General features: G+C 74.8%; 20 protein-coding genes. 9 read left to right on the forward strand and 11 right to left on the reverse strand.

Features of this window, described 5'->3' with window-relative positions; genetic code table 11:
• Window positions 1-81 precede the first annotated feature (81 nt).
• The 9 genes from BX266_RS03630 to BX266_RS03675 form a co-directional block, all read right to left on the reverse strand.
• Entirely contained in the window at window positions 82-1,071 is a 990-nt protein-coding gene (locus tag BX266_RS03630) for an XRE family transcriptional regulator (RefSeq protein ID WP_180290365.1), read from the reverse strand.
• A gap of 468 nt (window positions 1,072-1,539) precedes the next feature.
• Window positions 1,540-2,124 (reverse strand): DUF2231 domain-containing protein, encoded by a 585-nt coding sequence (locus BX266_RS03640; RefSeq protein ID WP_099897485.1) that lies wholly within the window; start codon window positions 2,122-2,124, stop codon window positions 1,540-1,542.
• Between the two features lie 100 nt (window positions 2,125-2,224).
• Complete coding sequence (locus tag BX266_RS03645) at window positions 2,225-2,683, reverse strand: SRPBCC family protein (protein WP_099897486.1); 459 nt, start codon at window positions 2,681-2,683, stop codon at window positions 2,225-2,227.
• A 43-nt stretch (window positions 2,684-2,726) separates the two neighbouring features.
• Window positions 2,727-2,897: a hydrophobic protein gene (locus BX266_RS03650; RefSeq protein WP_099897487.1), complete on the reverse strand. Its 171-nt coding sequence runs from the start codon at window positions 2,895-2,897 to the stop codon at window positions 2,727-2,729.
• Between the two features lie 122 nt (window positions 2,898-3,019).
• Window positions 3,020-5,380, reverse strand: a complete 2,361-nt coding sequence (locus BX266_RS03655; protein ID WP_099897488.1) for a SpoIIE family protein phosphatase — start codon at window positions 5,378-5,380, stop codon at window positions 3,020-3,022.
• Between the two features lie 4 nt (window positions 5,381-5,384).
• Window positions 5,385-9,236: a HAMP domain-containing protein gene (locus tag BX266_RS03660; RefSeq protein ID WP_399168947.1), complete on the reverse strand. Its 3,852-nt coding sequence runs from the start codon at window positions 9,234-9,236 to the stop codon at window positions 5,385-5,387.
• 84 nt (window positions 9,237-9,320) lie between these two features.
• Window positions 9,321-9,761: an ATP-binding protein gene (locus BX266_RS03665; protein WP_099897489.1), complete on the reverse strand. Its 441-nt coding sequence runs from the start codon at window positions 9,759-9,761 to the stop codon at window positions 9,321-9,323.
• Window positions 9,761-10,255: an STAS domain-containing protein gene (locus BX266_RS03670; protein ID WP_259464524.1), complete on the reverse strand. Its 495-nt coding sequence runs from the start codon at window positions 10,253-10,255 to the stop codon at window positions 9,761-9,763. The genes BX266_RS03665 and BX266_RS03670 overlap by 1 nt, the downstream gene beginning before the upstream one ends.
• Window positions 10,256-10,409: 154 nt before the next feature.
• Entirely contained in the window at window positions 10,410-11,231 is an 822-nt protein-coding gene (locus BX266_RS03675) for a SigB/SigF/SigG family RNA polymerase sigma factor (protein ID WP_259464525.1), read from the reverse strand.
• A 489-nt stretch (window positions 11,232-11,720) separates the two neighbouring features.
• Here BX266_RS03675 and BX266_RS03680 point away from each other — a divergent pair, with 489 nt between their 5' ends.
• The 8 genes from BX266_RS03680 (at window position 11,721) to BX266_RS03725 (ending at window position 19,248) form a co-directional block, all read left to right on the forward strand.
• Complete coding sequence (locus BX266_RS03680) at window positions 11,721-12,044, forward strand: plasmid stabilization protein (protein ID WP_099897490.1); 324 nt, start codon at window positions 11,721-11,723, stop codon at window positions 12,042-12,044.
• Between the two features lie 721 nt (window positions 12,045-12,765).
• Window positions 12,766-14,565: a thiamine pyrophosphate-requiring protein gene (locus tag BX266_RS03695; RefSeq protein ID WP_099897492.1), complete on the forward strand. Its 1,800-nt coding sequence runs from the start codon at window positions 12,766-12,768 to the stop codon at window positions 14,563-14,565.
• The gene (locus tag BX266_RS03700; protein ID WP_099897493.1) at window positions 14,562-14,993 is read left to right on the forward strand and encodes a hypothetical protein; all 432 of its coding nucleotides are present in this window, start codon (window positions 14,562-14,564) and stop codon (window positions 14,991-14,993) included. Before BX266_RS03695 ends, BX266_RS03700 begins: the two co-directional genes overlap by 4 nt.
• Window positions 14,990-15,388 carry a hypothetical protein gene (locus tag BX266_RS03705; protein WP_099897494.1) on the forward strand — a complete coding sequence of 133 codons (399 nt, stop codon included), beginning with the start codon at window positions 14,990-14,992 and terminating at the stop codon, window positions 15,386-15,388. Before BX266_RS03700 ends, BX266_RS03705 begins: the two co-directional genes overlap by 4 nt.
• A 23-nt stretch (window positions 15,389-15,411) precedes the next feature.
• Window positions 15,412-17,391 (forward strand): GMC oxidoreductase, encoded by a 1,980-nt coding sequence (locus BX266_RS03710; protein WP_099897495.1) that lies wholly within the window; start codon window positions 15,412-15,414, stop codon window positions 17,389-17,391.
• 22 nt (window positions 17,392-17,413) lie between these two features.
• On the forward strand, window positions 17,414-18,505 hold the full coding sequence (locus BX266_RS03715; RefSeq protein WP_099907356.1) for an enolase C-terminal domain-like protein: 1,092 nt from the start codon (window positions 17,414-17,416) through the stop codon (window positions 18,503-18,505).
• A gap of 69 nt (window positions 18,506-18,574) precedes the next feature.
• Entirely contained in the window at window positions 18,575-18,991 is a 417-nt protein-coding gene (locus BX266_RS03720) for a hypothetical protein (protein WP_099897496.1), read from the forward strand.
• 47 nt (window positions 18,992-19,038) lie between these two features.
• Complete coding sequence (locus BX266_RS03725; protein WP_180290366.1) at window positions 19,039-19,248, forward strand: CsbD family protein; 210 nt, start codon at window positions 19,039-19,041, stop codon at window positions 19,246-19,248.
• 75 nt (window positions 19,249-19,323) lie between these two features.
• Here BX266_RS03725 and BX266_RS03730 read toward each other — a convergent pair whose 3' ends face one another.
• Window positions 19,324-20,349, reverse strand: a complete 1,026-nt coding sequence (locus BX266_RS03730; RefSeq protein ID WP_099897497.1) for an SDR family oxidoreductase — start codon at window positions 20,347-20,349, stop codon at window positions 19,324-19,326.
• A 64-nt stretch (window positions 20,350-20,413) separates the two neighbouring features.
• Window positions 20,414-20,902, reverse strand: coding sequence for a DUF6328 family protein (locus BX266_RS03735; RefSeq protein ID WP_099897498.1), 489 nt, complete (start codon window positions 20,900-20,902; stop codon window positions 20,414-20,416).
• 141 nt (window positions 20,903-21,043) lie between these two features.
• Here BX266_RS03735 and BX266_RS03740 point away from each other — a divergent pair, with 141 nt between their 5' ends.
• Window positions 21,044-21,775 (forward strand): HAD family hydrolase, encoded by a 732-nt coding sequence (locus tag BX266_RS03740; protein WP_099897499.1) that lies wholly within the window; start codon window positions 21,044-21,046, stop codon window positions 21,773-21,775.
• Window positions 21,776-21,961 lie beyond the last annotated feature (186 nt).

Raw genomic sequence — 21,961 nt, forward strand, 5'->3', positions numbered from 1 at the left:
GCGTGCCGCGCTGTCGTCTGCCCGGTCCGGCCGTGGGCACACCCGTCGAGTGGCCCGGCGGGAGGAGGCGCCCGCGGCCGGTCAGGCGCGGGCCAGCCGGTCCAGCAGCTCGGGGACTCCCGGCTCCCGGTGGTGGCGGGCGAAGGCCGGGCCGAGGTCGTGGACGAGGGCGAGGCAGCGCGGGGCGCCGATCCGGGTGGCCAGCGCGAGGGCGTCCGTGCCGGCCGCGAGGGCCTGCTCGACCTCGCCGGAGTGGAGGTGGGACCGGGCCTGGTAGCTCAGGAAGATCGCCCGGGTCTTGGCCCGCGACGGGGGCAGCAGGGCCACGCCCTCGGCGATCCGGGCCCGGGCGGCGGCCGTTCGGCCGAGGTCCAGCAGGCAGCGCCCGGAGTCCACGGCCAGGTCGGCGGGGCTCATCCAGCCGCACCAGCCCGGGGCCGGGTCGGCGGCGGACCGGCCGAGCGCCGGCTCCGCCGCCGCCAAGTCCCGGTAACAGGCGGACCGGTCGCCGACCGCGGCGTGCGCACGGGCCCGGCGGAGCAGCAACAGGGCGCGGGCGGTGGGGTGTTCGGCGCCGGTCAGGGCGTAGCCGAGCCGGTCCGCGGCAGCCCGCGGCCGGCCGAGCCAGATCGCCTGGTAGGCGGTGTCGGCGAGGACCCCGGCGACCAGGTCGCGGTCGCCCGCGGCGTGCGCGGACTGCAGGGCGGTCTCCCAGTACCGGCCGGCGTCCGCATGCTGTCCCTGGTCGAAGCGGTGCCAGCCGCAGGTGGTCGCCAGCGAGGCCGCCAGCCGGTGCAACCGCCGCCCCGTCCGGGGCCCGTACCGACCCCTGGTGATCAGCTGCGTGACGGTGGCGAGTTGAGCGTCCATCAGGCGTCCGGTGTGCCGGCGCTGCTCGGTCGGCAACCCGGCCAACCCGTTGCCGCCCGCCTCCAGCCAGTCCACGAACCCGTCGTCGACCCCGGTCCCGCCGAGCGCCGACGCGAGGAACCGCGGCTCGACGGCGGCCCACTGCACGGCCAGAACGGCCAGCGACGCCACGCCGCACCCCACGAAACTGCGACGGTCCACGGCGACCCCCGGTCGTCCATCTCGGCCCTGCCCGCCCAGCGGCGGACTGCCACCCTCATCGACAGCAACCGCGACCCTACTCTGCGCGAGCCCCGGCGGCGGCCCGACGGCCGGGATTGACCGCCCCCGACCGCTCCCGCCCCATCCCGACCGGCATCGGCCACCCTGACGCCCCACGACCAGCGGCCACGAGGACTGCGCTCGCCGCCCACCGATCCCCGCTCCCGGGCAGGAGCTCACCCCAACGCTCGCCTCGCAGGGCCCTCGACCAGGCCACTGGCCCAGGGAAAGGCTTCCAGGAACTCCCGCCGGCCCGGGTTCTGTTCGGCCACCGTCACCAGCGCGGTCGGCTACGCCGTCCCCGGCGGTGTCTTCTTCCTCATCCAGGTTCGCGCCGCCCCCCGACCGGCCTGGGCGGCGTCCGTCCTGTGCGCCACGGTCGGCGAGCAGCGGCTCCGGCGGCCCCGGTCACCGGTCAGGACGGTCAGGATCTCCGGCGGGGTGGTCCTCGACCGTGTCGAGGGTGGCCGGGCGGCGTTCGGCGGCGGTCGCCTGACGGTACGCCAGGTGGCCCCCGAGCGCGGCGGCCAGGGTCACCACGCCGCAGGCCGTGAGGCCGAGCATTCGGCCGCGGACGTGGTGGCCGTGGCAGCGGGCGCGGAGCGAGGCGGCCTGCAGGGCGGCCGCGGTGACGGCGGTGGCGGCGTGGGTCAGGCCGGTACGGCGTTCGACCGGTGTCAGCTTCGACCAGTCGACCCAGCCGGCCAGCAGCACGGGCGGCAGGGCGACCAGTCCGGCGGCGGTGAGGCGGCGGGCGGCGCGGTCGTCGGCGCGGGTCGCGTCGAGCAGTCCGGCGGCCAGCCAGCAGCCGAGCGGGAACTGGGCGATCGCGGGGTGCAGGGGGTGTCCGAGCCACTCGCCGTGCAGCGCTTCGCGGGCGCGTCCGAGCGGCAGGCCGTTCACCAGGTCGGCGATCCGTCGCCCGGGCGGATCGAGGAAAGCCCAGCGGCCCGGGGCGTCCAGCCAGTCGGCGGGGATGTGGTGCGTGTCCATGCCTCGGCGGCTGTCCGCTCCACCGGGCGGCAAACCTCGGCGACGCGGCGCGCCGCCCCGCTGGACGGTGCGGGGCGGCGCGGGCGACGGGCGGCGAGGGTCAGGAAGGGGTGATGCGTCCTCGCCAGCCGCCTGACTCGAGGCCGCGGTCCTCGATGAACGACTTGAAGCGTTCGAGGTCGCCGCGGACCCGGCGGTCGATCATCCCCATGGTGTCGGCGGCGTGTTCGGCCATCCCCTGGGGGTCGTAGTCCATGGCCAGGCGCACCTGGCAGCGGTCCTCGCCGAGCCGGGTGAAGCTGACCGTGCCCATCTGCTGGACGTCGCCGCCGACGGTCCGCCAGGCGATCTTCTGGTCGGGCAGCTGGTCGACGATCTCGGTGTCGAACTCGCGGGTCACGCCGGCGATCTTGGTGCGCCAGTGGTTGTGGCGTTCGTCGAGCTGGGTGACCTGCTCGACGCCGTCCATGAAGCGCGGGAAGTCCTCGAACTGCGTCCACTGGTTGTAGGCGGTGTGCAGCGGGACGTCCACCTCGACGGTCTCCTGGACCATGCTCATGCGTTCTCTCCTCCGTTCTCCTGACGCGGCCTCAAGGGGCCGGTCACCATCGGTACCAGCGGGAGCGGCTGCCGCCCGAGCCGGCGCTGCGGGCGAAGAAACCGATCAGCCACAGGACCAGGACGGCGAGCGCGATCCACCACAGCACCTTGACGGCGAAGCCGGCTCCGAACAGCACGAGGATCAACAGCAGCACCAGCAGCATCGCGAGCATTGCGGGCCACCTCTCTCGGTCGGCGGGCGGCCGCCGCAGGGACGGGGCGATGGCCGCGGGCCCGGTCCGGGCCTGAGGGGCGTCTGACCGATTCGCTCGCGGCCAAACCTGCCCGATTACGGTCAAACCCTCCCGGGTGCGCCCTCGTGGACGGGCTCGAGCACCTCGACGGCGATCAGGCAGGTGTCGTCGTCGGTGTCGGCGATGCTGAGGTCGAGCGCGCGGTCGAGCAGGGTGTCGAGGTCGGCGGCGGGTTCGGCGAGTACCCGGGCGAGCTGGTCGAGGGGTTCCTCGACGGACCGGTCGCGGCGTTCCACCAGGCCGTCGGTGTAGAGCAGCAGGATGTCGCGGGGCCGCAGGTCGAGCCGGGCCTCCTCGCACGCGGGATCGTCGGCGGCGCCGAGCAGGATGCCGTGCGGCATGGGCAGCGGCCGGGCGACGCCGTCCCGCAGCAGGATCGGCGGGAGGTGGCCGGCCCGGGCCCAGTGCAGGGTGCGGGTGTCGGGGTGGTAGCGGGCGCAGACGACGGTGGCGGTGGCGGCGCCGGTGAGGTCGGCGGCGGCCTGGTTGAGCCAGCCGAGCAGGCGGCCGGGGCCGGCGCCGGTGTAGGCGAGGCCGCGCAGCGCGTTGCGCAGCGCGACCATGCCGGTGGCGGCTTCGACGCCGTGTCCGGCCATGTCGCCGACCACCAGCAGGGCGGTGCGGTCGGGCAGCAGGGTGGCGTCGTACCAGTCGCCGCCGACCCGGTCGCGCTGCGAGGAGGGGCGGTAGCGGACGGCGGCGCGAAGTCCGGCGCTCTCCAGCGGCGGCACGGCGGGCGGCAGGATGGCCTGTTGGAGGCGGAGCGCGAGCAGGTGGCGTTCGGCGGACTCCTCACGGCTGTCGGCGAGGGACGCGGTGGTGGCGGCGAGCGCGGTCTCGGTCCAGTGCTGGGCGCTGACGTCCTGGAAGGCGCCGCGGACGGCGGCGGTGCGGCCGCCGGGGTCGAGGACGGGCTCGGCGACCAGGCGCACGTAGTGGGTGTAGCTGCTGAGGTGTCGCATCCGGAACACCGCGGAGTCGGCACGCCCGTGCTGGATCGCCGAGTTGACGACCCGTCGGACGGACTGCTCGTCGTCGGGATGGACGTGCGCGGCCAGCGCGGCCAGCGGGACGGGGCCGGCGCCCTCGGGGAGGCCGAGCAGGTCGGCGGTGCGCGGCGTCCAGTGGATCTCTCCGGTGCGCAGGTCCTCCTCGAACCCGGCCAGGTGGCTGAGGCGTTGGGCGGTGCGCAACAGCCGGTCGGTGCGGTCGGTGGCGGCCGTGGGCCGCCAGCTGACCAGCAGGCGGTCGCCGAGCCGGGCGGCGGCGAGTTCGAGCAGCACGGGGACGGGGGTCTGGCCGGCCAGGAACGTCAGGGCGAGGCTGTCGTGGTGCACGGGCCGACCGGTGGCGTGCACCCGCAGCAGCAGTTCGAGCAGCCCGTCGGCGCTGGCCAGGGGGTAGACGGCGGTGAGGGTGCGGCCTTCGAGGCGCTGTCGTGGGCGGTCGTCGAGGTCGGTGAAGGCGGCGTTGACCCGGGTGATGCGGAAGTCGGCGGGCGGGCCGCCGACGGGTTCGGGGCTGAGCAGCAGGGCGGGGGCGAGAGCGGCGTCGAGGACGGCGCTGTCGGTCGGGTCGAGGTCGATCGGCTCGGTGTCGGGGACCTCGGTGAGGGCCAGTGCGCAGACCTCGCCGGCGGCGCGCAGCCGGCGGTGCTCGCCGGGGGTGGGTTCGGCGGGCCGCTCCACCCAGGCGAGTTCGAGCACGGCGGCGGGTCCGGCGGCCCGGTGCAGGGGCACGGCCAGGCGGTAGGGGGCGCGTTCGGCGCCGAGGGTGGCGGTGACGGGGCCGATCGGGCCGAGTGCGGTGCGGCGCTGCACGGCCTGCTGGGCGGGGGTGGGGACGCCGGGCGGCACGTGCCGCCAGCTGTGCCGTTCGGTCTCGGTGAAGCCGGGTGCGGCGGCCGGGTGCAGCGCGCCGCCGGGCTGGACGGTCCAGAGGACGGCGGCAGCGGCGCCGAGCATGGCGGCGGCCTGGGTGAGGGCGGCTTCGACGGTGGGCGCCGGACTGCCGGGAAGCAGCGGGGGTGGGGCGGGCGGCAGCGGCGCGCCGGCGGGGGCGGTGCCCGGCAGCGTGGTGAGGATGTCGGCGGCGAGTTCGGGCGGGCTGAGGTGGGCTCGCTCGGCGAGGGCCAGCAGCTGGGCGCCCGCTTCGGCCGGTCCGCAGCGCAGGCGCTCGGCCAGGACTCCGGTGGCGACGGCGGTGAGCGGACGGGCGGCGAGCGCGTCCTGCAGTTCCGCGTTCTCGGCCTGGGCCTGGCGCAGCCGCAGCGCGAGCAGGTGCCGGACGCCGGGCGGCGCCTGGCCCTCCGGCGGCGGCTCGGTCGCGGGCGGCGCCTGGGCCGCGGGCGGCGGTCCGGCTGCCGGGTCGGGAGGCCGGTCGGTGGGCGCGGGTTCCGACATGGCGTCAGCTCTTCATCCAGTGCTGCACGGTGGTGATCAACAGGTCCGCGTCGACGGGCTTGGTGAGGTGGTCGTCGGCGCCGGCGGCGAGGCTGCGGGCGCGGTCGTCGGGCATCGCCTGGGCGGTGACCGCGATGATCGGGACGCCGGCCCGGTCGGAGCTCGCGCGGATCGCAGCGGTGGCGGCGTAGCCGTCGAGTTCGGGCATCATCAGGTCCATCAGGACCAGGTCCGTCTCGGGGTGGGCGCGCAGCAGGGCGAGTCCGGTGCGGCCGTTGGCGGCGTGCAGGGCGGTGGCGCCCTCGAGTTCGAGGGCGGTGCTGAGCGCGTACACGTTGCGGGGGTCGTCGTCGATGACCAGCACGGTGCGGCCGGCCAGCCGCCCGGCGGGGCGGGTGGTCTTCGGCGCTCCGGCGGCGGGGGCAGCGGAGGGGGCGGTGGCCTTGGCGATGCGTTCGCGCAGTTCGTCCAGGCCGCTGGTGGTCTCCAGGTGCCCGGCGACGGGCGGCGCGGCCGGGTCGGCGCTGCCGTTGTGGCCGAGGACGGGCAACGGGTCGGGGCGGCGGGCGAGGGCGTCGAGCAGGGTGCGGGCGCCGTCCTCGGGCAGTGCCAGGTCGAGGACCACCAGGTGGTGCGGGGCCCGGTCGAGGGCGGCGAGGGCGCTGTCGGGGTCGGCGGCGCTGTCCACCGCGATCTCGCCCTCGCGCCCGGCGGCGCTGCTGCGGGCCAGCAGGGTGAGAAGTCCCGGCGGGTCCGGTTCGACCACCAGGATGCGTCGGCCGGCGGGCGTCGCCGAGTGCGGCGCGGCGGGGGCGGCGGGCAGCAGCAGGGTGAAGCAACTGCCTTCGCCGGACACCGATTCCGCACTGACCGCGCCGCCGAGCAGCCGGGCGAGTTCACGGCTGATCGACAGGCCGAGGCCGGTGCCGCCGTACTTGCGGCTGGTGGTGCCGTCGGCCTGCTGGAAGGCGCCGAAGATGGATTCCAGGTGGTCGGCGCCGATGCCGATCCCGGAGTCCTGGACGCGGAACGCAACGACGTCCAACTCCTGTTCGCCCACCGGGAGTTCGCCGGGCCGAGCCGGTTCGACGGTGAGTTCGACGAAGCCCCGGTCGGTGAACTTGACGGCGTTGGACAGCAGGTTGCGCAGGATCTGCCGCAGTCTGGCCTGGTCGGTGCGGAGCTCCGCGGGGGTCCCGCGGGCGGCGGTGATCCGGAAATCCAGGTTCTTCTCGGCGGCCAGCGGCCGGAACACGGTCTCCACGTAGTCCAGGAGTTCGCGCAGCGGGAACGACTCCATGGTGACGTCGAGCTTGCCCGCCTCGACCTTGGACAGGTCCAGGATGTCGTTGATCAGCTGCAGCAGGTCCGAGCCGGCCGAGCGGATCACTTCGGCGTACTCGACCTGTTTGCCCGTCAGGTTGCCCTCCGCGTTCTGCGCCAGCAGCTGGGCCAGGATCAGCAGGCTGTTCAGCGGGGTGCGCAGTTCGTGGCTCATGTTGGCCAGGAACTCCGACTTGTACATCGAAGCGGTGGTCAACTGCTGGGCGCGCTGCTCCAGTTCACGGCGGGCCTGTTCGATCTGCAGGTTCTTCGCCTCGATGTCGCGGTTCTGCGCGACCAGCAGTTCGGCCTTCTCCCCGAGTTCGGCGTTGGAGCGCCGGAGCTCCTCCTGACCGTCGACCAGCTGCTCCGAGCGGGCCCGCAGTTCGCCGGTCAGCCGGCGGGACTCCTGGAGCAGTTCGTCGGTGCGGGCGTTGGCCAGCAGGGTGGCCAGGGTGGTGCCGATGTCCTGGGCCAGGCGTTCCAGGAAGTCCCGGTGCAGGTCGGTGAAGCGGTGCAGGGTGGCGACCTCGATCACGCCGAGCAGCCGGTCCTCCATGGTGATCGGCTGGATCAGCAGCTCACGGGGCGCCGCGGAGCCCAGCCCGGAGCCGATCTCGGCGTAGCCGGGCGGCAGTTCGGGGATCGCGACGGGGCGGCGGCTGCGCCCGGCCTGGCCGACCAGCGACTCGCCGAGCCCGAACCGGTGCGGCAGGCCGGCCCGCTGGTGACCGTAGCCGGCGGCGCGCGCCAGCACCGTGCCGTCGGGGGTGTCCTCGGCGAGGTAGCAGGTGCCGTACTGGGCGTCCAGCAGCGGGCACAACTCGTCCATCAACAGCTCGGCCACGACGCCGCGTTCGCGCCCGCCCTGGATCAGCGCGGTGAGCCGGGCCAGGTGGGTCTTCAGCCAGTCCTGCTCCCGGTTGGCCCGGGTGGTCTCGCGCAGCGACTCCACCATCACGTTGATGTTGTCCTTCAGGTCGGCGACCTCGCCGGACGCCTCCACCGTGATCGAGCGGGTCAGGTCGCCCGCCGTGACCGCGCCGGTCACCTCGGCGATCGCCCGGACCTGCCGGGTCAGGTTCCCGGCCAGCTCGTTGACGGTCTCGGTCAGCCGCTTCCAGGTGCCGGAGACGCCCTCCACCTCGGCCTGGCCGCCGAGCCGCCCCTCGGTACCGACCTCGCGGGCCACCCGGGTCACCTCGGCGGCGAACGAACTGAGCTGCTCCACCATGGTGTTGACGGTGTTCTTCAACTCCAGGATCTCGCCCCGGGCGTCCACGTCGATCTTGCGGGTGAGGTCGCCCCGCGCCACCGCCGTGGTCACCTGCGCGATGTTCCGGACCTGCGAGGTCAGGTTGTGCGCCATGAAGTTGACGCTGTCGGTGAGGTCCTTCCAGGTGCCCGCCACGTTCGGCACCCGGGCCTGGCCGCCGAGCGTGCCGTCCGTGCCGACCTCCCGGGCCACCCGGGTCACCTCGGCCGCGAACGCCGACAGGGTGTCCACCATGCCGTTCAACGCCCCGACCAGCTCGGCGACTTCGCCCTCCGCCTCGACGGTGACCCGGCGCGACAGGTCGCCGCGCGCCACCGCCGTCGCCACCTGCGCGATCGAGCGGACCTGCCCGGTCAGGTTGGACGCCATCACGTTGACGTTGTCGGTCAGGTCGCGCCACGTCCCCGACACGCCCCGCACGTTGGCCTGCCCGCCGAGAATGCCCTCGGTGCCGACCTCCCGCGCCACCCGGGTCACCTCGCCGGCGAACGAACTCAGCTGCTCCACCATGGTGTTGACGGTGCTCTTCAACTCCAGGATCTCGCCCCGCGCCACCACGTCGGTCTTCCGGGTCAGGTCGCCGCGCGCCACCGCCGTCGCCACCTGCGCGATCGAGCGGACCTGCGCGGTGAGGTTGCCCGCCATGAAGTTCACGCTGTCGGTCAGGTCGCGCCACGTCCCCGACACGCCCCGCACGTTGGCCTGCCCGCCGAGAATGCCCTCGGTGCCGACCTCCCGCGCCACTCGGGTCACCTCCGCGGCGAACGAACTCAGCTGCTCCACCATGGTGTTGACGGTGCTCTTCAACTCCAGGATCTCGCCCCGGGCGTCCACGTCGATCTTCCTGGTGAGGTCGCCCTGCGCCACCGCTGTGGTCACCTGCGCGATGTTCCGGACCTGCGAGGTCAGGTTGCCCGCCATCGCGTTCACCGAGTCCGCCAGCTCCCGCCACGCGCCGTGCGCATCCGGCACCTCCGCCTGACCGCCGAGCATCCCCTCGGTGCCGACCTCCCGCGCGACCCGGGTCACCTCGACGTTCAGCCGGGCCAGCCGCTCCGCCATGTCGTTGTACACGCCGGAGATCTCCCCCAGCACCCCCGGTGCGTCGGCCAGCCGCAGCGTGAGATCCCCGTCCCGAACGGCGGTCAGCCCGGCCAGCAGCCGGCGCAGCGCCGCACCGTCGGGCACCCGGTCCGTCCCCGCGTCCTGGTGCGCGGTGGGCGGGTGCGGGCGGCCGGGTTCCGGTGTGCTCTCCACGTGACCACCGCCTCGGCTCCGGGAACGCGGTACGGCCCCCCGTGTGCGAGGCCGCTCCCTTCCTCCACTGTGGCACTCCCGGGCTCAGGACTCCGCCGGAGGCCGGACCAGCTCCAGCCACACGGTCTTCCCGCCCCCGTCGGTCGGCTCGCAGCCCCACGCGGTGGCCAGCCGGTCCACCACCCGCAGGCCGTGCCCGCCCGGCCCCGGCGGCACGTGCCGGGGCCGCAGCACCGGCGGCCGGTCGTCGGCGTCCCGGACGGCGACCCGCACCAGCGGTCCGTGCCTGGTCAGTACCAGCGCGTAGGGTCCGGCGGCGTGCTGGCAGGCATTGGTGACGAGTTCACTGGTCATCAGCAGGACGTCCTCGACGGCAGCCCGGGTGCCGGCGTCCGGAGCGGGAAGCCAGCCCCAGGCCTGCAGGGCGAGCCGGGTGAAGTCGCGGCTGCGGGCCACCGCCCCGGGGGCGGCGGTCAGCGGCAGGCTGCGCCGGTCCCTGCCGGCCCGCAACGGGTGCACGCCCATCACGGGCCCCCCGCCGATCCGTCCGGCTTCCCCGCACCTTCTCCGGGCTCATCGCTTTCTCCGGGCTCATCGCCGGAGTCGGCGGCCGACGCTCCGCCCAGGGGGGCGGCGACCGCTCCGTCCCGCCCGTCCGGCGGGGCGGCGAGTGCTTCGTCGACGCTGGGGCGGACCACCAGCACCTCGTTCGCGCCGGTGATCTCCAGCATCCGGGCGACCACCGCTCCGGGGGCGGCCAGCAGCAGCGGGACGCCGGCCCGGTCGGCCGCCGCGTGGGCGCGCAGCAGGAGGTTGAGGCCGGTGGAGTCGCAGAACTCCAACCCGCCGCAGTCCACCACCAGCCGCCCCGGCGGGGAGGCGACGGCCTGTTCGAGGGCGTCGCGCAGCGGTCCGACACTGTCGTGGTCGAGTTCTCCCTCGGGTCGCACCACCAGCGCGCCGGGCGGGCGGCGCAGCGCGACGGTGAGCGGGGACACCGCTGCGGGTTCTGCGTTCACGGTCCGGCCACCTCCTTCGGCGTCGGGTCCTACCACCCTGCGGGGCCCATCGGTTCCGCGGGTACCCGACCGCCGAGGCCCCAATCAGCCCGCGCGCCGCGCCGCCGCGGACCCGGGTCCGCGCCGGCCCCCGGCGAACCGCCCCGGATCCGCATCACTCCTCGCCCTCCGCCGGGTGCCCCTCGATCTGCTCGCGCAGGCCGTCCAGCGTGGCGGCGAGGATCCGTGAGACGTGCATCTGGGAGACGCCGATCTCGGTGGCGATCTCGCTCTGGGTCAGGCCGCCCCAGAACCGCAGCAGCAGCACGGTGCGTTCCCGTTCCGGCAGCCGGCTGAGGAACGGCTTGGCCGCGACCCGGAGTTCGGCGAGTTCGAGGCCCGGGTCGCAGTCGCCGAGCCGGTTGATCAGGGCGCTGCCCGCGTCGTCGGAGTCGTCGTCGCGCAGCGAGTCCAGCGAGTCGCAGCGGCACAGGCGTCCGGCGTCGAGTCCCTCCGCCGCCTCGGCCTCGCTGACGTGGAGTTCCGCGGCGAGTTCGGCGGTGTCCGGCAGCCGGCCGAGGTCCTGCTCCAGCCGGTCGGAGGCGCGGGCCGCGGCCAGGTAGTGCTCCTGCACGCTGCGCGGCACCCGCAGCGGCCACGAGGTGTCGCGGAAGAACCGCTTGATCTCGCCGGAGATGGTGGGAATGGCGTAGGTGACGAACTCGACGCCACGCTCCGGGTCGAAGCCGTCGACGGCCTTGATCAGGCCGATCGTGCCGACCTGAAGGATGTCGTCGAGCTCCTCCGGGCGGTGCCGGAACCGGGCGGCGACGAACCGTACCAGCGGCATGTTCAGCTCGATGACGGTGCCGCGGACGTAGCTGAACCGCGGGTCCTCCGGAGCGATCTGCGCCAGCCGGCGGAACAGGGCGTCGCTCAGCTCGCGCGCCTCGAACTTGCCCATGGCGCGCATCTCGCGCCGGGTCGGACGGTACATCGGATCGACGGCGTCATCGGGCCCGGACGGCGAAGCGGTAGCGGGGGTGGCCGTGGCGTGCGGGGCCGCAGCGCGCGTGGCCGTGGCGTGCGGGGCCGCGGCGGGCACGCCGCGCGAAGGGGATTTCACAGGGAGTCATCTCCCGGGGAACGGTGGGACCTGCCCTCACGTCCCGGCGGCGACGCGCCGCGGGCCGGAGGCCTTGACCTCCGGGGGCGACGGGCCGCTGGGGACGGCGACGGGGCGGGCGAGAACCGTGGTACCCGGCTTCTTCAGGCGACGGCTCCCGGCACGCGGCTCGCATGCCGTGAATGGCGACCGTGCGGGTCGGCCGCGCCGGGCGGTGCGCGCTCGACGTGGCGCAATAGTCCTACCCGTTCAGCCGCACCCGAACCCGATTCGTCCGATTCGGTCCGGGTATGCGATCCGGCGTGACCCGCCCGGCCACCGGATCCGTCAGGTTCCGCTGCCCCATGAGAGGAGAACGCCATGCCCGCAGGTTCGAGCCCCAAGCGGGAGCGCCAGTACGAGCACATCAAGGAGAGCCAGCTGGACCGCGGCGCCAGCGAGAAGCGCGCCGAGGAGATCGCCGCCCGCACCGTCAACAAGGAACGCGCCCGGCACGGCGAGAGCCGCACCGCCAGCCGCAGCTCGGTCGAGGACGTGTCCTCCGGCCACCGGGGCGGCAAGCGCTCCCACAGCGGCGCCCAGGGACCGACCTACGACCAGCTGTACAACGAGGCCCGGCAGCGCAACATCAAGGGCCGCTCGAAGATGAACAAGCATCAGCTCGAGAACGCGCTCGGGCGGTGAACGCGATGACCATCCCGATGCCTCTCGACCCGGACGTCCGACCGCCCGACCCGCCCGACGCCCCGCCCCGCCCCACCGACCCGCCGGGCCCGCCCGGCCCCGGCCCGGAACCCCCCGACCGCCACGGCCCGCCCCACCACCCCGAACCCCACCCGGAGCCCGAACCCGAAACCGACCCTTCGCGCCGCTAGGCCGCGAGCTGGCGCACCAACGCCCCGGCAGCGCCCATCCGTCCAGGGAACCGGGTGCTCCCGGGGCGAGCCGGCCGCCGCCGAGCAGCCGTTCAGCGCCGGCCCGACTGCTGCGCGGTGGGTGGTGACGGTCGTCCAAGAGGAGCCGTACGGTCCCGTCGGCCCGCTGCGCGAGGGCGATGCCCGACGGGACCCGGCCTGGTGCGGCGGGCTGATCGAGGTCGCCGATCCGACCGGCTTCCTGGGGCCGGGGCTGTTCCTCCCGGCCGAGCGCGTGACGGACGTGACGATCGATCAGTCGCGGTTCGTCCGTCCGCCGCGAACCGCGGAGACCGCGGACTCGACGACGTTGGTGAACCCAGCTGCCCGTGAGGCGTCAGAACCGGGTCCGGCTGCCCCGGGTGCCGTTACCCCGGTCGAGTGACGAGCGGGTGGCCCGTCCCCGGGGGGCCGGGCTGGTGCGTTTCTGTTGGGGTTGAGCGGTCACACGCCTCACTGTGCTGTCTTCGCGTGCGAAGGAGGGACGTGCCGTGAGCGGGACTGTGGCCGACCAGGTACTGGGGCGCCTGCGGGAGTGGGGTGTCGAGCAGGTCTTCGGGTATCCCGGGGACGGGATCAACGGGCTGTTGGCGGCGTGGGGGCGGGCCGACAACCGGCCCGCGTTCGTGCAGGCCAGGCACGAGGAGATGGCGGCCTTCGAGGCGGTGGGGTACGCCAAGTTCTCGGGGCGGGTGGGGGTGTGCGCGGCGACCTCGGGACCGGGTGCGATCCACCTGCTGAACGGGCTGTACGACGCCAAGTTGGACCACGTTCCGGTGGTGGCGATCGTCGGGCAGACCGACCGCAGCGCGATGGGCGGCTCGTACCAGCAGGAGGTGGACCTGCTGAGCCTGTACAAGGACGTCGCCTCGGCGTACTGCCAGATGGTGACGGTCCCTCAGCAGTTGCCGAACGTCATCGACCGGGCGATGCGGACCGCCGCCCTGTACCGGACCGTCACCGCGGTGATCATCCCCGCGGACGTGCAGGAGCTCGCCGAGCAGGCGCCCGGACACGCCTTCAAGATGGTCCCGTCCAGTCTGGGCCTGCCGCACTCGCACGCCGTCCCGGCGGAGGACGAACTCGATCGGGCCGCCGAGGTGTTGAACGCCGGCGGGAAGGTCGCGATGCTGGTCGGCCAGGGCGCCAGGGGCGCCCGCCGGCAGGTGGAGCAGGTCGCCGACCTGCTGGGCGCGGGGGTGGCGAAGGCGCTGCTCGGCAAGGACGTGCTGCCCGACACCCTGCCGTACGTGACGGGGTCGATCGGGCTGCTGGGCACCCGCCCGTCGTACGAGCTGATGCGGGACTGCGACACCCTGCTGACCGTCGGGTCGAGCTTCCCGTACACGCAGTTCCTGCCGGAGTTCGACCAGGCGCGGGCGGTGCAGATCGACGCGGACCCGTTCATGGTGGGGCTGCGCTACCCGTACGAGGTGAACCTCGTCGGGGACGCGGCGGACACCCTGGACCGGCTGATCCCGCGGCTGCGGCGCACCGAGGACCGGGGCTGGCGGCGGCAGGTCGAGACGAACACCGAGCGCTGGTGGCGGGTGATGGAGGAGCGGGCGAAGGTGCCGGCCGATCCGATCAACCCGGAGTACCTGGTGCACGCGCTGGACGCGCTGCTGCCCGACGACGCCATCGTGACGGCGGACTCGGGGTCGGCGGCGAACTGGTACGCGCGGCACCTGCGGATGCGCGGCACCATGCGCGGTTCGCTGTCGGGGACGCTGGCCACCATGGGGCCGGGCGTGCCGTACGCGATCGGGGCGAAGTTCGCCTGCCCGGACCGCCCGGTGGTGGCCCTGGTCGGGGACGGGGCGATGCAGATGAACGGACTGGCCGAGCTGGTGACGGTGGCCAGGTACCGGGAGGAGTGGGCGGACCAGCGGCTGGTGGTCTGCGTGCTGAACAACCACGACCTGAACCAGGTCACCTGGGAGATGCGGGCGATGCAGGGCGCGCCGCAGTTCCTGCCCTCGCAGCAGCTGCCGGACGTCCGGTACGCGGACTTCGCCGAGTCGGTGGGCCTGCGCGGCCTGCGGGTGGAGGAGCCGGCGAAGGTGCGGGCGGCGTGGGAGTGGGCGCTGAGCACCGACCGGCCGTGCGTGCTGGACGTGCGCACCGACCCGGCGGTGCCGCCGATCCCGCCGCACGCGGAGTGGTCGCAGATCAAGGACGCGGCGGAGTCGGTGCTGCGCGGCGACAGCGACCGGGCGGCGGTGGTGAAGCGCGGGCTGCGGGCCAAACTCGCCGAGTTGCTGCCGCACCGGCACGGAGGGTCGTCGTGACCGGGGCCGCCGTGCTGGAGGCGCTGCGCACCGGCCGGTTCCAGCGCTCGCTGGCGCTCGCCACGGCGGGCGGCTCGCTGGTGACCGCCGCCAAGATCTACCTGGAGCACGACCGGGCCGGGTTCGGGAACCGGGTGATGTGGTGGCCGGTGCTGCTCGGCCCGGTCGCCGCGGCGGCCGGCGTCGCGGGCGCGGTGGACGAGCGGGCGGCCCGCACGGTCCTTCCGCTGGTGTCGGCGGCGGTCGCCGCCAACGGTGCGCAGGGGTTCTGGCTGCACCTGCGCGGTGTGCTGCAGAAGCCCGGCGGCCGGCGGATGGCCCGGTTCAACCTGGAGACCGGACCGCCGCTGTTCGCCCCGCTGTTGATGGCCATGGCCGGCGGAATGGGCCTGCTGGCGGCCGTGCTGCGCCGCGAGGGCAGCCGATGACGCCGGACCGGGGCTCCGCCGCCGGGGCGCCCGGCGGGACCACCGGCGGGTCGACCGGCGGCCACGGAAAGCGGTTTCCCGGTTACCGTTCGCTGGACCGCCGCCCGCACTGGGACGCGGTGACGGCCGCCGTGGTGACAGCCCGGGTGGCGGGGCCGCGCCCGCCGCTGCGGCTGTTCACGCCCGCCGAGGAGGCCGCCGCCCGGGCGTTGCTGAACCGGCTGCTGGACGATCCGCCGGTGGACCTGCTGCCGATGATCGACGCCCGGTTGGCCGAGCGCGAGACCGACGGCTGGCACTACGCTGACCTGCCGCCGGACGACCGGGCCTGGCCGCTGACGCTGCGCGCGCTGGACGAGGACGCCGGGGCCCTGCCCGGCCGTTCGCCGAGCTGACGGTCCGCCAGCAGGACGGCCTGGTGGAGAAGGTGCGGCGGGCGACCCGCTGGCACGGCTGGCCCGCCGCGCACGTGTGGAGCCTGTGGACGCGCTACGCGTGCACCGCCTACTACAGCCACCCCGAGGCCTGGGACGAGATCGGCTTCGGCGGCCCGGCGTTCCCCGCCGGCTACGCCCGCCTCGGCCTCGACCGCCGCGAGCGCTGGGAGGTGGCCGACGCGCACCCGCAGGCCCCGGCCGGGCCCGCGCCCGAGCCGCCGCCGCTGCCCGCCGTCACCGACCCGGGCCGGCACGGCGAGGCCGCCGCCGCGTGGGCGACGCTCCGTCAGACCACCCGCCGACAGCGGGCGGTGCGGCGGCGCAACGCCTCCGCGTGGCTGCTGCCGCCCGGCGGTCTGGGCTTCGACCACCGGCTGCTGCGCGACATGCGGCGCTACCGGGACGAGGACGAGGTGGACCTGCTGATCGTCGGCTGCGGGGCGGGCGGTTCGGTGCTGGCGCAGCGGATGGCCCGGGCGGGCTGGTCGGTGGTGGTGCTGGAGGCGGGGCCGTTCTGGGATCCGCTGCGGGACTGGGTGAGCGACGAGTACGGCTCGCACCAGCTGTACTGGACCGAGCCGCGGGTGCTGGCCGGGTCCGACCCGGTGCCGATGGGGTCGAACAACTCCGGCCGCGGCGTGGGCGGTTCGATGGTCCACTTCGCCGGGTACACGCCGCGCTTCCACCCGTCCGACTTCGCGACCCGCACCCGGGACGGGGTGGGCGCGGACTGGCCGTTGAGCTACGACGACCTGCGGGGGCCGTACGAGCGGCTGGAGGCGGAGCTGCCGGTGGCGGGGCAGTACTGGCCTTGGGGCGAGCCGCACGCGTACCCGCACGCGCCGCACCCGGTCGGCGGGAACGGGCAGGTGTTCCTGCGCGGTGCGGCGGCGCTCGGCATCGAGGCCCGGGTGGGGCCGGTGGCGATCACCAACGGCCGGTTCGGGCGGCGGCCGCACTGCGTGTACCGCGGCTTCTGCCTGCAGGGCTGCAAGGTCAACGCGAAGGCCTCGCCGCTGGTGACGCACCTGCCGGACGCGCTCGCGCACGGCGTGGAGATCCGCGCGGACGCGATGGCGAGCGCGGTCGAGCTCGGCCCGGACGGCCTGGCGCGCGGGGTGCGGTACCTGCGGGGCGGGCGCGAACACCTGCAGCGGGCCCGGACGGTCGCGGTCGCCGGGTACGCGATCGAGACGCCCCGGCTGCTGCTGAACTCGGCGTGCAAGCGCTTTCCCGAAGGCCTGTGCAATGACCACGACCAGGTCGGACGGTACGTCATGGTGCAGGGCGCGCCGCAGACCTCGGGCCGCTTCGAGCAGGAGGTCCGGGCGTACAAGGCGCCGCCGCCGGAGGTCTCCACGGAGGCGTTCTACGAGACCGACCCGACCAGGCCGTACCAGCGCGGGTTCACCATCCAGAACATCTCGCCGCTGCCGATCACCTGGTCCGAGCACGTGGTGGCGCAGGGCCACTGGGGCGCGAACCTGCGGCAGTACCTGTCCGACTACGTGCACTGGGCGACCCTCGGCGCGATGGCCGAGCTGCTCCCGCAGGCCGACAACCGGGTCACGCTGGCCGAGGAGAAGGACCGGCACGGGCTGCCGGTGGCGCAGTTCGCCTACTCGCAGTGCGAGAACGACCGGCAGCTGATCGCGGCGGCGCGCGGGGCGATGGAGGCGCTGCTGACGGCCGCCGGGGCCAGCGAGGTGATCACCATCGACCGGTACGCGCACCTGGTCGGCGGCTGCCGGATGGCGGCCCGACCCGAGGACGGTGTGGTCGACCGCGACCTGCGGTCCTTCGCGGTGCCGAACCTGCTGGTCACCGACGGCAGCGTGCTGCCGACCCAGGGCGCGGCCAATCCCGCGCTCACCATCATGGCCCTGGTCGACCGGGCGGCGGGCGTGCTCGCCGCCGGCGCCCGCGCGGGCCTGCGGACACCGGGAGGCGGAAGAAGATGACCACCGCACGACCCGACACCCGATCGAACGACTGTCGGTCCGGGCGTTCACCGTCCCCACCGACGGTCCGGAGGCGGACGGCACGCTCTCCTGGACCTCCACCACGCTGGTCCTGGTCGAGGCCGGCTGCGGTCCCGTCGTCGGCCTCGGCTGGACGTACGGCGCGCGCGCCACCGCCGCGCTGGCCCGCGAGAGCCTCGCCCCCGTGGTGCTCGGCCGGGACGCCCTCGACACCGCCGGCGCCTACGAGGCGATGCGCCGCGCGCTGCGGGGCGCCGGCCGCCCAGGGCTGGGCTCCTACGCACTGTCCGCCGTCGACCTGGCGCTGTGGGACCTGGCGGCCCGGCTGCTCGGACTGCCGCTGGTGCGACTGCTGGGCGGACGGCCCCGGGCGGTGGACGTGTACGGCAGCGGCGGGTTCACCACGTACGCCGACCGGCTGATGGCGCGTCAGCTGCGCGGCTGGGTGGACGGACAGGGCATCCCCCGCGTCAAGATCAAGATCGGGGAGGCCCGGGGCACCCGGCCCGAGCGCGACCTGGAGCGGATCGCCGCCGCCCGCACCGCGATCGGCCCCGACGCCGCGCTGTACGTCGACGCGAACGGGGCGTTCACCGCCAAGCAGGCGATCCGGCTGGCCGACGCCTTCGCCGCGGACGGCGTCACCTGGTTCGAGGAGCCCGTGTCCTCCGACGACCTGCCCGGCCTGGCCGCCGTCCGGGCCGCCGTCACCCCCGACGTCGCCGCCGGCGAGTACGGCGACGAACCGCGCGCCTTCGCCCGCCTCGCCCCCGTCGTCGACTACCTGCAGGCCGACGCCACCCGCTGCGGCGGCTTCACCGGCTTCCTGCGCGCCACGGCCGTCGCCGAGGCCGCCGGGGTGCCGCTCTCCGCGCACTGCGCGCCGCACCTGCACGCCCACGCGGCGGCCGCCCGCGCCGCCACGGTGCGCCACCTGGAGTGGTTCCACGACCACGTCCGGGTCGAGCAACTGCTCTTCGACGGCGCCCTCGACCCGTCCGGAGGCACCGTGACCCCCGGCGCGAACGGCGCACCCGGCCACGGCCTGACGCTGGCCGCAGAACGCGCCGCGCCCTACCAGGTCGACGCCTGATTGGTCTGCGGCCCGGCGGGCAGACGTTTCGCGACCCGGGGCAACGGAGCAAGCGAAAGGACCTGGACCATGCTGCTGCTCGGACTCCTGTTGTTCGCCGCGTCCGGCGCGTTCGCCGGACTGCTGATCGCCGACAACCTCGGCGGCGGCCCCGAAGTGGGCGTGACGGTGCTCGGCAACCACATCGCCACCGTCAACACCCTCGGCGCGTTCCTCGCCGGACTCGCCCTCGCGCTGCTCTTCTGCGCCGGGCTCGCCCTGATGGGCGCCGGCGTGCGCTGGCACCGCCGGGTCCGCCGCGCGGCCGCCCGGGACAACACCCAGGTGGTGGCCGACCGCACCGCGGACACCCGCATCACCGAACGGCCGATCACCGACGATGCCCTGACGGAGCGTCAGCCGGACACGGACGACCCCGGGATCACCGAGGGACGCCCCGCCGCCGAGCGGCCCCGCAGCCACCCCCGCCACCGATTCGGACACTGACCCGACGCCCGACCTGGAGCGGACCGGGAGAGAAGGAGCGACCATCCGTGAGTGACGCATCCGACAGGCTGAGGCACAAGGCCGAGGAGGCCGCCGGCGCGGCCAAGGAGAGGGTCGGCGCCGCCACCGGAGACGACCAGCTGGAGGGCGAGGGCCAGGCCCAGCAGGCCGGCGCCCAGCTGAAGCAGGACGTCGACAAGGCGAAGGACAAGGCCAAGGAAGGCATCGACAAGGTCAAGGGCGCCTTCAAGCGCTGACCGCCCGCCACCCGTGCCACGGCCCCGCCCCGGGAAGCTCCGGGGCGGGGCCGTCAGCTGTCCGGCGGCCGCCCGTCAGGCCCGCCGTGCCGGAGCCCGCCCGAGCGCACCCGCCAGGGCCGCGGCAAGGAGGGCGGTCGCGGCGGCGCCGGCCAGCGGGCCGCGGTGCCGGGAGGCCCAGGACTGCGGGCAGCGCGCACGGGCCTCGGCGTCGAAGCGGCCGTGGGCGCCGTGGTCGTGGTCCGCGTCGAGCGGCGACCACAGGTTGTCGGGCCGGTCGGCCGGCTCCGGGTCCGCGGTCTGCTGGCCGTCGTAGCCGGTGCGCGCCAGATAGCGGTCGAGCAGACCCGGCGCGAGCGCGTTGGCCAGCAGGGTGGCGACGGTGGAACCGCCGACCCGGTACTCGCGGCGCCCGGGGTGGTCGGCGGCGTACCGGATCGCGCGGGCGATCGGCTCCGGCTGGTACACCGGCGCGACGGGGCGGGCCTGCCGGGGCAGCCGCGAGCGCACCCAGTCGAACTGCGGGGTGTTGACGGCGGGTAGCTGCACCATCGTGCAGCGCACCGCCGTTCCCTGCTGCAGGAGTTCGCAGCGCAGCGCCTCGTGCCAGCCCTGCAGGGCGTGCTTGGCGCCGCTGTACGCGGTCTGCAGCGGAATGCCCCGGTAGGCGATCGCCGAGCCGACCTGGACCACGCAGCCGCTGTTGCGGGGCAGCATCCGGCGCAGCGCGGCGCGGGTGGCGTACACGTAGCCGAGGTACGAGACCTCGGTGACCCGGCGGAACTCGGTGGGGGTGATCTCGGTGAACGGCGCGAAGACCGAGGCCAGCGCGGAGTTGATCCAGACGTCGATCGGCCCGAGTTCGCGTTCGACGGTCTCGGCGGCGCGTTCGACGGCGTCGGGGTCGGCGAGGTCGACGGTGAGCGCGATGGCGCGCGCGCCGGCCTGCCGGGCCTCGGCGACGGCGGCGTCCAGTCCGGCACGGCCGCGGGCCAGCAGGGCGAGCCGGTCGCCGCGCGCCGCGAATGCGCGGGCGGTGGCGCGGCCGACTCCGGCGGAAGCGCCGGTGATCACGACGGTGCGGGGTTCGGTGGTTGCCATGTCGTGCGTCTGACCGGGCCGCGCACACCGGAAACCGGGCGGGCGCGGCGTCCCGGGCGCGGGCTCAGTCGCCGGGCCGGTCGTCGTTGCGGCGCAGCAGCAGCCACGGCAGCAGCAGCCACCACAGCCCGAACCAGGCCATCACGACAGCGGCGATCAGCCAGGACAGCGGCCCGCCGAGGGCCAGGTGCAGCAGCAGGAGCAGCGCGGACCCGACGGTGAGGGCGAGCAGGACCACGCCGAGGGTGACCACCCGGGAGGTGGCGTCGACCAGTTCGGGCTTGAGCCGGCGGCCGGCGAGCAGGCGGTGGTAGGCGACGGGGGCGATCAGCGCGCCGGTGGCGAGGGCGCCGAGGACGACCGTGACCACGTACAGGTTGCGTTCGAAGGTGGAGAGGGAGGTGAAACGCGGCGTGAAGACGACGCTCAGCAGGAAGCCGAACAGGATCTGCGCGCCGGTCTGCGCCACCCGGACTTCCTGGAGGAGTTCGTTCCAGCGCCGGTCGGCGCGTTCGTTCGGGGTCTCGTGCCGGCCCCGGCCGTCCTCGGACATGTGCGCTGCCCCCTTTCCGTCAGTGACGTCTGTCCGGACCGGCCGCCCGGAAACCGGAGGGTGTGCGGCGGGACGGCCGGGGTATACGGGGCGTCGCGCCGGAAGAGCTCCGGCCGGGACGGGCCGGGAGGAGGAGTCGCCATGGCAGCGGACGTCGCGGCCGCACTGTTCGACGTGGACGGCACCTTGGTGGACACCGCGTACCTGCACACCCTCGCCTGGCAGCAGGCCCTGCGCCAGTACGGCCATCAAGTGGACGCCGCACGGATCCACCGGGCCATCGGCATGGGCAGCGACCAGCTGCTCGACCACCTGCTCGGCAACGGCAACGGCGACGGCGCCGACGGCAGTGGCGGCGGCTCGGCCGGCGACCGGGACCGATCGGACGACGAGGCGATGGGCGCGGCCCACCTGGCCCTGTACGCCCAGCACTGGCCCGGGCTGCGGGCCTTCCCGGGGGCGGCGGACCTGCTGCGCGAGTGCGCGGCCCGGGGCTGGCGGGTGGTGCTGTCGACCTCCGCGTCCGGGGCCGAACTCGACGTCCTGCGGGCGGCCTTGGACGCCGAGGACGCGCTGTACGGGGTGACCGACGCGGACGCCGTCCGCGCCTCGAAGCCCGCCCCCGACCTGGTGCACAGCGCCCTCGACAAGGCGGGCGCACCGGCCGACCACGCGGTGTTCGTGGGTGACAGCGTCTGGGACGTGCGGGCCGCGAACCGGGCCGGAACGCCGTGCGTGGCCGTGGAGAGCGGCGGGTTCGCCGCCGACGAGCTGCGCACCGCGGGCGCGGTGGAGGTGCACGCCTCCGTGCGGGCCCTGCTGTACGGCCTGGACGACAGCGTGCTGTCCCGCCCCCGGGCCGGCAGCAGGTGAGCGCGGTGCGAACGGCCTGCTACCGGCTGCGCGCCCTGGCCTGGGCCGCGCTCTGCACCCTCGGCGTGCTGTTCGGCGCCGACATCACCGCCACCGGCCCCGGGCCGGTCGACGACTGGCCCTGAGCAGGCGGAGACCCACCCGATCCGGGCGCAGGTCCGTCGTCCGTCCGTCGGCCGGCGAAGG

The sequence above is a fragment of the Streptomyces sp. TLI_171 genome, assembly GCF_003610255.1.
Taxonomy (GTDB): Bacteria; Actinomycetota; Actinomycetes; order Streptomycetales; family Streptomycetaceae; genus Kitasatospora.

What these genes read in the sequence shown, in the direction of transcription:
- BX266_RS03680 (WP_099897490.1), top strand. Translation starts at nt 11,721, where the DNA reads ATGCCCGCAGGTTCGAGCCCCAAGCGGGAGCGCCAGTACGAGCACATC.
- BX266_RS03655 (WP_099897488.1), bottom strand. Translation starts at nt 5,380, where the DNA reads ATGTCGGAACCCGCGCCCACCGACCGGCCTCCCGACCCGGCAGCCGGA.
- BX266_RS03735 (WP_099897498.1), bottom strand. Translation starts at nt 20,902, where the DNA reads ATGTCCGAGGACGGCCGGGGCCGGCACGAGACCCCGAACGAACGCGCC.
- BX266_RS03675 (WP_259464525.1), bottom strand. Translation starts at nt 11,231, where the DNA reads ATGTACCGTCCGACCCGGCGCGAGATGCGCGCCATGGGCAAGTTCGAG.
- BX266_RS03705 (WP_099897494.1), top strand. Translation starts at nt 14,990, where the DNA reads ATGACGCCGGACCGGGGCTCCGCCGCCGGGGCGCCCGGCGGGACCACC.
- BX266_RS03730 (WP_099897497.1), bottom strand. Translation starts at nt 20,349, where the DNA reads ATGGCAACCACCGAACCCCGCACCGTCGTGATCACCGGCGCTTCCGCC.
- BX266_RS03665 (WP_099897489.1), bottom strand. Translation starts at nt 9,761, where the DNA reads ATGGGCGTGCACCCGTTGCGGGCCGGCAGGGACCGGCGCAGCCTGCCG.
- BX266_RS03645 (WP_099897486.1), bottom strand. Translation starts at nt 2,683, where the DNA reads ATGAGCATGGTCCAGGAGACCGTCGAGGTGGACGTCCCGCTGCACACC.
- BX266_RS03650 (WP_099897487.1), bottom strand. Translation starts at nt 2,897, where the DNA reads ATGCTCGCGATGCTGCTGGTGCTGCTGTTGATCCTCGTGCTGTTCGGA.
- BX266_RS03720 (WP_099897496.1), top strand. Translation starts at nt 18,575, where the DNA reads ATGCTGCTGCTCGGACTCCTGTTGTTCGCCGCGTCCGGCGCGTTCGCC.
- BX266_RS03640 (WP_099897485.1), bottom strand. Translation starts at nt 2,124, where the DNA reads ATGGACACGCACCACATCCCCGCCGACTGGCTGGACGCCCCGGGCCGC.
- BX266_RS03740 (WP_099897499.1), top strand. Translation starts at nt 21,044, where the DNA reads ATGGCAGCGGACGTCGCGGCCGCACTGTTCGACGTGGACGGCACCTTG.